Origin of the sequence: Cellulosimicrobium sp. CUA-896 (assembly GCF_001942335.1) — a bacterium.
Taxonomy (GTDB): domain Bacteria; phylum Actinomycetota; class Actinomycetes; order Actinomycetales; family Cellulomonadaceae; genus Cellulosimicrobium.
This window is the reverse complement of the sequence record NZ_MKKH01000058.1, coordinates 1-9,634: the sequence shown is the minus strand read 5'-3', so window position 1 is coordinate 9,634 and position 9,634 is coordinate 1. Positions and strand designations below refer to the sequence as shown.

9 protein-coding genes, 1 tRNA gene and 3 pseudogenes are annotated in these 9,634 nt (G+C 74.3%); 12 read left to right on the top strand and 1 reads right to left on the bottom strand.

Annotated features, from left to right (window positions below):
* The 4 genes from BJF88_RS15365 to BJF88_RS22500 form a co-directional block, all read left to right on the top strand.
* Positions 1-1,147 (top strand): PP2C family serine/threonine-protein phosphatase (locus tag BJF88_RS15365; RefSeq protein ID WP_075829447.1); only part of this gene is annotated, 1,147 nt, incomplete at its 5' end.
* A 34-nt stretch (positions 1,148-1,181) separates the two neighbouring features.
* Positions 1,182-2,462 (top strand): VWA domain-containing protein, encoded by a 1,281-nt coding sequence (locus tag BJF88_RS15360; protein WP_075829446.1) that lies wholly within the window; start codon positions 1,182-1,184, stop codon positions 2,460-2,462.
* Entirely contained in the window at positions 2,459-3,208 is a 750-nt protein-coding gene (locus BJF88_RS15355; RefSeq protein WP_255372087.1) for a zinc-ribbon domain-containing protein, read from the top strand. Before BJF88_RS15360 ends, BJF88_RS15355 begins: the two co-directional genes overlap by 4 nt.
* Complete coding sequence (locus BJF88_RS22500) at positions 3,205-3,342, top strand: hypothetical protein (RefSeq protein ID WP_255372086.1); 138 nt, start codon at positions 3,205-3,207, stop codon at positions 3,340-3,342. The genes BJF88_RS15355 and BJF88_RS22500 overlap by 4 nt, the downstream gene beginning before the upstream one ends.
* A gap of 8 nt (positions 3,343-3,350) precedes the next feature.
* Here the strand turns inward: BJF88_RS22500 and BJF88_RS15350 are convergent.
* Positions 3,351-3,865 (bottom strand): annotated as a pseudogene (locus tag BJF88_RS15350) (Hsp20/alpha crystallin family protein).
* A 273-nt stretch (positions 3,866-4,138) separates the two neighbouring features.
* Between BJF88_RS15350 and BJF88_RS19750 the strand changes: the two are divergent.
* From BJF88_RS19750 to BJF88_RS15315, 8 genes and pseudogenes are all read left to right on the top strand, one after another.
* Positions 4,139-4,288 carry a hypothetical protein gene (locus BJF88_RS19750; protein ID WP_158068956.1) on the top strand — a complete coding sequence of 50 codons (150 nt, stop codon included), beginning with the start codon at positions 4,139-4,141 and terminating at the stop codon, positions 4,286-4,288.
* A gap of 185 nt (positions 4,289-4,473) precedes the next feature.
* Positions 4,474-5,181, top strand: a complete 708-nt coding sequence (gene orn, locus BJF88_RS15345) for an oligoribonuclease (RefSeq protein WP_083649189.1) — start codon at positions 4,474-4,476, stop codon at positions 5,179-5,181.
* Positions 5,182-5,259: 78 nt separating this feature from the next.
* A tRNA-His gene (locus BJF88_RS15340) sits at positions 5,260-5,335 on the top strand.
* Between the two features lie 114 nt (positions 5,336-5,449).
* Entirely contained in the window at positions 5,450-6,079 is a 630-nt protein-coding gene (locus BJF88_RS15335) for a GyrI-like domain-containing protein (RefSeq protein WP_075829445.1), read from the top strand.
* Positions 6,080-6,251: 172 nt separating this feature from the next.
* Positions 6,252-7,072, top strand: a pseudogene (locus tag BJF88_RS15330) (ABC transporter ATP-binding protein).
* Positions 7,069-7,710 carry an ABC transporter permease gene (locus tag BJF88_RS15325; RefSeq protein ID WP_075829444.1) on the top strand — a complete coding sequence of 214 codons (642 nt, stop codon included), beginning with the start codon at positions 7,069-7,071 and terminating at the stop codon, positions 7,708-7,710. The pseudogene BJF88_RS15330 and the gene BJF88_RS15325 overlap by 4 nt, the downstream one beginning before the upstream one ends.
* On the top strand, positions 7,707-8,438 hold the full coding sequence (locus tag BJF88_RS15320) for an ABC transporter permease (RefSeq protein WP_075829443.1): 732 nt from the start codon (positions 7,707-7,709) through the stop codon (positions 8,436-8,438). The genes BJF88_RS15325 and BJF88_RS15320 overlap by 4 nt, the downstream gene beginning before the upstream one ends.
* Positions 8,439-8,561: 123 nt before the next feature.
* Positions 8,562-9,478, top strand: a pseudogene (locus tag BJF88_RS15315) (ABC transporter substrate-binding protein).
* The last annotated feature ends 156 nt before the right edge of the window (positions 9,479-9,634 follow it).

Genomic DNA, 9,634 nt, shown 5'->3' with positions numbered 1-9,634 from the left:
GACGGGCAGGTCACGCGCTTCTCCCCCGACGGCCCGGTCCCGGTCGGTCGACACGCTCGGCAGTGCGCCGCAGCCCCGGCCGGCGCCGGGCCTCGACGCGCCGCCCCCGGCCGCGGTGCTCACCGACCCCGACCCCGAGCCCGCGGACCCGGAGGCGGGCGGGGGCGGCCCGGTGCCGCCCGCGCCGGGCGCGCGTCCGTGCGTGCGCTGCGGCGGCGCCGTGGCCGCCGACGGCTACTGCACGGAGTGCGGTGAGCCCGCCGCGTCCGAGCGTGACCACTGGACGGAGCGCCCGGCCCCCCGGGTCGCCGGGGTCTGCGACCGCGGCGTGCGGCACGCGCGCAACGAGGACGCGATGGCGCTCGCGGCCGGCGACGAGAGCGGGGACGGCGATCGCGCGGAGGGTGCCGGGCGGTCCTTCGCCGCGCTCGTCGTGTGCGACGGCGTGTCCAGCGCGCCGGACTCCGACGTCGCGAGCCTCGCCGCGGCCCGCGCCGCGCGCGACGTGCTCGCCGCCGGCGGCCCCGGCGGCGCGTCGCCCGTCGACGGGGAGACGACCGTCCGGATGGGGACGTGGTCCGCGGTGCTGGGCGACGCGGTCCGTGCGGCGGACGACGCCGTCCGTGCAGCCGCCGGCGACGCGGTCCACCACGAGAACCCGCCGTCGTGCACCGTCGCGGCGGCCGTCGTCGACGGCCCCCTCGTCGTGACGGGCTGGGTGGGCGACTCGCGCGCGTACTGGCTGCCCGACGTGGGCGGCGCCCAGCAGCTCAGCGTCGACGACTCGTGGGCGCAAGAGATGGTCGACCGCGGCGTGCCGCGCGCGCAGGCCGAGGCCTCACCGCAGGCGCACGCCATCACGCGCTGGCTCGGCCCGGACGCACCCGACCCGACCGCGCGCACCGCCGTGACGCTGCCCGACGGCCCGGGCTGGGTGCTCGTGTGCTCGGACGGGCTGTGGAACTACTGCTCCCCCGCGGACGACCTCGCCGCGCTCGTGCGCACCACCGAGGCGACGGCGGGGCGCGACCCCGCCGCCCTCGCCGCGGCCCTCGTGGCCTGGGCCAACGCGCAGGGTGGGCGCGACAACGTCACCGTCGCGCTCGCCCGCTTCACGCCGCTCGAACCGCACCCCGCGACCCGATAGCCTGCCCGGACACCGCACCACCGAAGGAGCCCCCATGGCCGAGTTCTCCGCCGAGGTCTACCAGAACGAATTCCTGTCCGACGGCGGGACCGACGTCCACGCGATCGTCACCGTGACCTGCTCGGGGGCGGGGACGGCCGGCGGCGGGACCGCTGGCGGGGTGGCGGAGATCATCATGGTCGACACGTCGGGCTCGATGTCCGGGCGCAACATCGAGGCCGCGAAGCACGCCGCGCAGGTCGCGGTGGACCAGATCCTCGACGGGACGTGGTTCGCGATCGTGGGCGGCAGCCACGTCGCGCACCGCGCGTTCCCCTACCCCAACGCCCGCATGGCGATGGTGCAGATGGAGCCGGGGGCGCGCGCCGAGGCCAAGCGGGCCATCGCGATGATGGCGCCCGGGGGCGGTACGGCGATGAGCACGTGGCTGCGCCTGGCGGACCAGCTGTTCGAGACGGTGCCGCAGGCGACGCAGCGGCACGCGATCCTCCTCACGGACGGCAAGAACGAGTCCGAGCCGCGCGCCAACCTCTCGGCCGCCGTCCGGGACGTGACGGGACACTTCCAGTGCGACGCGCGGGGCGTCGGGTCGCGCTGGCAGGTCGACGAGCTGCGCGAGATCGCCACCGCCCTCCTCGGCACGGTCGACCTCATCGCCGACCCGAGCGAGATCGCCGCGGACTTCGAGGCCCTCATGCGCGCCTCCATGGGACGCGGGGTGGCGTCGGCGGAGCTTCGCGTGTGGGCCCCGCAGGGCGCGCAGGTGCTCTTCGTCCGCCAGGTCGCACCGACCGTCGAGGACCTCACGACGCGTCGGACCGAGGTGAACGCGCTCACGGGCGCCTACCCGACCGGCTCGTGGGGCGACGAGTCCCGCGACTACCACGTCGCCGTGCGCGTGGCCTCCAAGCCCGTGGGCTCCGAGCAGCTCGCCGCGCGCGTACAGCTCGCGGTCCACGGGGAGGTCGTCTCGTCCGGGCTCGTCAAGGCCCGGTGGTCCGACGACGAGTCGCTCACGACGCGCATCAACCCCGAGGTCGCGCACTACACGGGGCAGACGGAGCTCGCGGCCGCGATCCAGGAAGGACTCGCGGCGAAGGCCGCGGGCGACGAGGCGACGGCCACCGTCAAGCTCGGGCGCGCGGTCCAGCTCGCGCAGCAGACCGGCAACGCCGAGGCCACGACCCGGCTGCGCAAGGTCGTCGACATCGACAGCGAGGAGCAGGGCACCGTGCGGCTGCGGCGCAACGCCGACAAGCTGGACGAGATGGCGCTCGACACCGCCTCGACGAAGACGACCCGGGTGCGCCGATGAGCCCCGTCGTCTGCCCGAACGGCCACGCCTCCACCGCGACGGACTACTGCGACGTGTGCGGTGCGCCGCTGGCGGCCGCCACCGCGCCGTCCGCGTCGGTCCCGGGGTCCGCCGCCGCGGCTCGTCCGGCCGCGCCGACGCCGGGCGAGGAGCCGACCCCGCCCGCGCCCGCCGGCGCGACGTGCCCGCACTGCGGTGCGCAGGCGCCGGCCGGCGCGCTGTTCTGCGAGAACTGCGGCTACGACTTCACGACCGGCGCGCTGCCGGAACCGGTCGAGCCGCCGTCCGCGCTGTCGCTCGACCCGCCGGCGGCGAGCACACCCGCGGCGAACACACCGGCGGCGAGCACACCTGCGGCGGGCACACCCCCGCCGAGCACACCTGGACCGGGCGCCGCCGCGTCGGGTACGGCCGCCGCACCCGACGAGACCCCGTCCACCGGCGGGACGCGCCTGCCCACGCCCGCGGTGCCGGGACCGGACCAGTGGGTCGTCGAGATCTGGATCGACCCGGACTGGTACGCGGCCCAGCAGCCGGAGGACCCCATGCCGTCCGCCGGCCTGCCCGGGCTCGTCGTCCTGCGTGAGCGCAGCGTCCTGGTCGGCCGGCCGTCGGTGTCGCGCGGCATCCACCCGCAGGTCGACTGCGGGGCCGACACCGGCGTGTCCCGCCGGCACTGCCAGCTCAGCACCGACGGCAGCGGTGGTGGGTCGAGGACCTGCAGTCGTCCAACGGGACGTACGTGAGCCCGGCCGGGGACGTCCTGCCGAGCGAGCCGGTCCCCGCCGGCCAGCGGCGCGAGCTGGCCGACGGGGACCGGGTGTACCTCGGGGCGTGGACCCGCCTCGTCATCCGCAAGGCGCTGCCCGGCGAGGTCTGAGCCCGCTCTCAGCCCTGGTCGACGACGGGGCCGGACGAGCCGGCGCTCGCGCCCGACCGGTCCGGCGCGTCGCCGCCCGCCCCGATCTGGCTGGCGCCGCCGCCTGCGCGGTGCGCGACCTCGATGCGGCGGGGCCGAGCCTCCTCGCGACCGGGATCGTCAGCGACAGGACGCCGTCCTCGTAGGACGCCGCGATCCGGTCGAGCGCGAGCCCGCGGCCGACCGTGAGCTGCCGCGCGAACGTGCCGGCCGGGCGCTCGCGCGCGAGCCACTGCACGTCCGGGTCGGTGCGCGGGCTGCGCTCGGCGCGGATCGTCAGCGTCCGGTCGTCCACGGAGACGTCGATCGTGCCGGGGTCGACCCCGGGCAGGTCCATCGTCAGGACGTAGTGGTCCCCGGCGCGGAACAGGTCCAGGGGCATCGCGGCGGACGCCGTGGAGACGCGGCCACCGGGAGCCAGCTGGCCCATCAGGCGGTCCATCGCGTCCAGGGTGCTCGCGAAGGGGTCGGTCGTCGCAGCCACACCACTCACCTCCTCGTCCACGGTCCTGGACCTTCCAGGACCTGGGTGTCCCGCGAGGCAGGCGCCCCGCGGCGGCTACAGCATCGTTCTAGCACTCGAACCCCGAGAGCGCCAAGAGGTCCACGGGCCCGTGCCGCCCCGGCGAAAATCCCGTGCGCGCGGGCCGTACGGCGTGGTTGTGTGGGCACACACCGCGGTGGCGTCCGTCCGGTCCGTACCGGACGGCGGAGGGTCCGGCCAGACCCGCCTGTCCGACGTCACGAGAGTTGCACCATGCATCCCCTCATCACGTACGACGTGGCGGTCCTGAGCCGCCGCGAGCAGCTGCAGGAGCAGACCCTGCGCCGAGCCCAGCTGCTGCGCACCTCCGCCCGTGTCCCGGCGCGGACACGGCAGGCCCGCCTGCCGCGCCGCGCCGCATGACGCGCACCCGGCGCCCGCCGGCGAGGACCTCCTCCCCACGGCGTGCCGCACCCCGAAGGCCCCGCTCGTCCGGACCCCTCACGGTCCGCACCAGCGGGGCCTTCGCCGTCACCAGGGCGCGACGTGGCGCGACGCGGCGCGAAGGCGGCGACGAGCGCGCCCACCGCCCGGACTAGGCTGTCCGCGTGAGTCCCGTGAACGCCAACGAACGCATCGTCTGGATCGACTGCGAGATGACCGGGCTCGACCTGGGCGCCGACGCGCTGGTCGAGGTCGCCGCCGTGGTCACCGACTCCGACCTCAACGTGCTCGGGGACGGGGTCGACGTCGTCGTCCGGCCGCCCGCCGGGGCGGTGGAGCAGATGGGCGACTTCGTGCGCCAGATGCACACGACGTCGGGCCTGCTGGACGAGCTCGACGCGGGCGTCACGCTCGCCGAGGCCGAGCAGCGGGTGCTCGAGTACGTGCGCTCCTGGGTGCCCGAGCCCGGGAAGGCGCCCCTCGCGGGCAACTCGGTCGCGACGGACAAGGCGTTCCTCGACCGCGACATGCCGGAGCTCGTCGGGCACCTGCACTACCGCATCGTCGACGTCTCGTCGGTCAAGGAGCTGTCGCGGCGCTGGTTCCCGCGCGCCTACTTCGCCTCGCCGGAGAAGCACGGCGGCCACCGCGCGCTCGCCGACATCCTCGAGAGCATCGACGAGCTGCGGTACTACCGCGAGGCGGTCTTCGTCCCGGCCCCCGGCCCGGACTCGGCGTCCGCGCGCCGGATCGCGGCGCAGGTCAAGGCCACGTCCGTCGTGGCCGCGCGCGAGGACGGGACGGCTGACGCCGGCGCCGTCGTCGCCGCCGTCACGGACCCGACCGACGCCCCGAGCCCGCACGCGTCCTGAAGCACCCGGCGGAGCAGGTACACTTTTCGACGGCCGGTGCACCGCCCCGAGAGGGGCAGCGGTGACCGTCCGGTCCTGGTGGGTATAGCTCAGCTGGTAGAGCACCTGGTTGTGGTCCAGGGGGTCGCGGGTTCAAGTCCCGTTACTCACCCCAGCAGCACGAGGCCCGAGCGGCCGACCGAGATCACCGCGGTCGGCAGCCCGGGCCTCGTCGCTTCTCCGGGACCTCCGTCTTCCCCGGCACGCTGCGCGGCGCTAGATTCCGGCTGTGACCGAGAAGGTCGACCTCAAGAGGACCCTCGACGCCTACCAGGCGCGACGCGGCGCGTTCCGGCTCGTGGACGTGCCGGACACGCAGTACCTCATGGTCGACGGCCACGGCGACCCCAACACCGCACCGGCCTACGCGCAGGCCCTCGCCGCGCTCTACCCGGTGGCGTACACGCTGAAGTTCGCCAGCAAGCGCGAGCTCGGGCGCGACCACGTGGTCATGCCGCTGGAGGGCCTGTGGTGGGCCGACGACATGGAGACGTTCACCTCCGCGCGGGACAAGTCCCGCTGGGACTGGACGATGATGATCATGGTCCCCGACTGGGTCGGGCCGGAGATGGTCGCCGCCGCCGTCGGGAGGGTCGGCGCGACCGACCCTCCCGCGCGTCTCGCCGACGTCAGGTTCGAGTCGCTGTCCGAGGGCCGGTGCGTGCAGACGCTGCACGTCGGCTCCTTCGACGACGAGGCGCCCGTCCTGGCGCGCATGCACGACGAGTTCGTCCCCGCCCACGGGCTGCGGATGGTCGGCAGGCACCACGAGATCTACCTCAGCGACCCGCGCCGGGTCGCTCCCGAGAGGCTGCGCACGATCCTGCGCCAGCCGGTCCGCGGCGCGACGGCGGAATAGCCGCGAGCGGCACCGCGTTCACCGAGAGCGTACCGGGACGAAGGCGGCGTACCGCCGAGGGAGGACGCGGTCGCATCACGATGCGGGGCGCACCGGCGGATCGGCTCGCGCTCCGCCCGCGACTGTGGTCGGCTTGGTCGCCGGACCACCAAGTGTCGGGAGGCACCGCCCCATGATCGAGTTCCGATCGGTCACCAAGACGTACCCCGACGGCACGACCGCGGTCGCGGACTTCGACCTCGTCATCCCCCCGCACCGCACGACGGTGCTGGTCGGCTCCTCCGGGAGCGGCAAGACGACGCTGCTGCGCATGATCAACCGGATGGTCGAGCCGACCTCCGGCACGATCGCGATCGACGGTGAGTCGGTGCTCGACAAGGACCCGGTGCGGCTGCGCCGCAGCATCGGCTACGTGCTGCAGAACGGCGGGCTGCTGCCGCACCACCGCGTGGTGGACAACGTCGCGACGTCCTCCGGCTCGAGCGCAACCCGAAGGCCGAGGCACGCGCGCGCGCCCTGGAGCTGCTCGACACCGTGGGGCTGGACCGCGGGCTCGCCGAGCGGTACCCGAGCCAGCTCTCCGGCGGTCAGCAGCAGCGCGTCGGCGTGGCGCGAGCGCTCGCCGCCGACCCGAACATCCTGCTCATGGACGAGCCGTTCGGCGCCGTGGACCCGATCGTGCGCGCCGAGCTCCAGACCGAGACGCTGCGCCTGCAGCAGGAGCTGCACAAGACGGTCGTGTTCGTCACGCACGACGTCGAGGAAGCCTTCCTGCTGGGCGACCAGGTCGTCATCCTCGAGACGGCGGCGCAGGTCGCGCAGATCGGCTCGCCGAGCGAAATCATCGAGAACCCCGCGAACGACTTCGTCGCGAGCTTCATCGGCCTCGAGCGCGGGGCGCGCGCGCTGCGCCCGAAGACGACCGGCCGCGGCACGGTCCTCGTCGACACGGCGGGACGCACGCAGGGCGTGCTCGTCGAGGACGGCGCATGACCTGGGTCCTCGACAACCTCGACCTCATCGGCCGACTCACGGTCGAGCACCTGCGCCAGAGCGCCCTCCCGATCCTGCTCGGCCTGGTGGTGTCCGTCCCCGCGGGCTGGTTCGCCTACCGCTACCGGCTCACGCGCGGCCTCGTCCTCACGCTCGTCGGGCTCCTGTACACGATCCCCTCGCTCGCCCTCTTCGCGCTGCTGCCGCCGCTCCTCGGGATCAGCTTCCTGTCCGAGGTCAACCTCGTCGTCGCCCTGACCATCTACGCCGTGGCGATCATGACGCGGTTCGTGGCCGACGCCCTCGGCTCCGTCGACCCGGCCGTCCGGCAGGCCGCCCTCGCGGTGGGCTACGGCCCCTGGCGCCGGTTCTGGCAGGTGGACCTGCCGCTCGCCGGCCCGGTCGTGCTGGCCGGGCTGCGCGTCACCGCCGTCTCCACGATCTCGCTCGCCACCGTCGGCATCCTCATCGGCATCGACAACCTCGGCTACCTGTTCACCAACGGCTACCAGCGGCAGATCGTCGAGGAGATCCTCGCCGGGGTCGTCGCCGTCGTCGTCATCGCCCTCGTCGTGGACGGCCTGCTCGTGCTCGTCGGCCGGCTCCTGCTGCCCTGGACACGGAAGGCGCGCGCATGAACCTGTTCTCCGACGCGATCGCCTGGATCTTCTCCCCCGCCCGCCTCGAGGGCGCGCTCCCCCTCCCGGAGGCCATCTGGACGCACCTCGCGTTCACGTTCGCCTCGGTGCTGATCGCCGCGCTCGTCGCCATCCCGGCGGGCTGGCTCATCGGCCACACCGGCCGTGGCCGCGAGATCGCCGTCGCCCTGTCCGGCGCCGCGCGGGCCGTGCCGTCGTTCGGGCTCGTGCTCCTCCTCGTCCTCGTCTTCGGTGTGACGCACAAGGTGGCGGCGTCCACGACGGCGTTCGTCCTCCTCGCCATCCCGCCGATCCTCGCCGGGGCGTACGCGGGCGTCGAGGCGGTCTCCCCGCGCGTGGTCGACGGCGCCCGGAGCGTCGGCATGACGCCCTGGCAGGTCCTGCGCAAGGTCGAGGCGCCGCTCGGGCTCCCCCTCCTCATCGGCGGCCTGCGCTCGGCGACCCTCCAGGTCGTCGCGACCGTCACCCTCGCGGGCTATGTCGGCAACTGGGGACTCGGCTTCTACATCGTCCAGGGCATCCAGATCCGAGACTTCTCGCAGATCCTCGGCGCTGCGCTCGTCATCGTCGTCCTCGCCGTCGTGCTCGACGCGGTGTTCGCGATCCTCGAGCGCGTCGTCACCCCGCGCGGCGTGGCGGCCGGCCGCGCGCGCGACGACGCGCCGAGCCGTCGACGCCGGGGCGCGACCGCACCGGCCCCGACGTAGCCCGCGGCGCTCCCCGCCCCACCCGCCGCGCCCCGGCCCACCGGCGCGTCCCCGGCACCCGACCAGACCGAACCGACCGACCCGACCGAGCCCCTTGTGGGTCCACCAGAAAGGGATACACCCATGCGCACGACTCGACGCACCGCCGCTCTCCTCGCCGGGACGGCCACCGCCGTCCTCGCGCTCGGCGCCTGCGGCGGCGGCTCCGACCCGCTCGACGACTCCGAGACCTCCGACACCGGCGGAAGGTCCTCCGACACGATCGTCGTCGGGTCCCAGGCCTACTACTCGAACGAGATCATCGCCGAGATCTACGCGCAGGCGCTCGAGGCCGAGGGCTTCGACGTCGAGCGGAACTTCAGCATCGGCCAGCGCGACGCGTACATGCCGGCGCTGGAGGACGGCGAGATCCAGGTGTTCCCCGAGTACACCGGCAACCTCCTGCAGTTCTCGACCCGGAGACCACCGCGACCTCCTCGGAGGACGTGTACACCGCACTCCAGGACGCCCTGCCGGAGAGCCTCGCGGTCCTCGACCAGGCGTCCGCGACCGACCAGGACTCCTACAACGTCACGCAGGCCTTCGCGTCGGAGAACGGCGTCGAGAGCCTCGCCGACCTCGCCGACCTCGACGTCGACCTCGTCCTCGGCGGGCCGGCCGAGCTCGAGCAGCGGCCCTACGGCCCCCAGGGCCTGCAGGACGTCTACGGCGTCGACGTCTCCTTCGTCGCGACGGGCGACACCACCGTCCAGGACCTCGTCGCGGGCACCGTCAACATCGCCAACGTCTTCAGCGCCGATCCCCGCATCCAGACGGAGGACCTCGTCACGCTCGAGGACCCCGAGAGCCTCTTCCTCGCGTCCAACGTCGTGCCGCTCGTCGACGCGGACGTCGCCGAGGAGGTCGCGGACGTGCTCGACCCCGTGAGCGCGGCCCTCACCCCCGAGGGCCTCGTCGACCTCAACGTGCAGTCCACCGAGGAGCAGCGCTCCCCCGAGGACATCGCGGCCGACTGGCTCGCGGAGAACGACCTCGCCTGACGGCTCTCACGTCGCCCCGGTCGCCTTCTCGGCGGCCGGGGCGCGTTCGTGTCCGGGGCCGCCGGTCGCCTCCGGCGGTCGGGGCGCGTTCGTGTCCGGGGCCGCCGGTCGCCTCCGGCGGTCGGGGCGCGTTCGTGTCCGGGGCCGCCGGTCGCC

Excerpts from the sequence above, each read along its gene's own strand:
- BJF88_RS15320 (WP_075829443.1), top strand. The coding sequence starts at position 7,707 with ATGAACCTGTTCTCCGACGCGATCGCCTGGATCTTCTCCCCCGCCCGC.
- BJF88_RS15360 (WP_075829446.1), top strand. The coding sequence starts at position 1,182 with ATGGCCGAGTTCTCCGCCGAGGTCTACCAGAACGAATTCCTGTCCGAC.
- BJF88_RS15355 (WP_255372087.1), top strand. The coding sequence starts at position 2,459 with ATGAGCCCCGTCGTCTGCCCGAACGGCCACGCCTCCACCGCGACGGAC.
- BJF88_RS19750 (WP_158068956.1), top strand. The coding sequence starts at position 4,139 with ATGCATCCCCTCATCACGTACGACGTGGCGGTCCTGAGCCGCCGCGAG.
- BJF88_RS15325 (WP_075829444.1), top strand. The coding sequence starts at position 7,069 with ATGACCTGGGTCCTCGACAACCTCGACCTCATCGGCCGACTCACGGTC.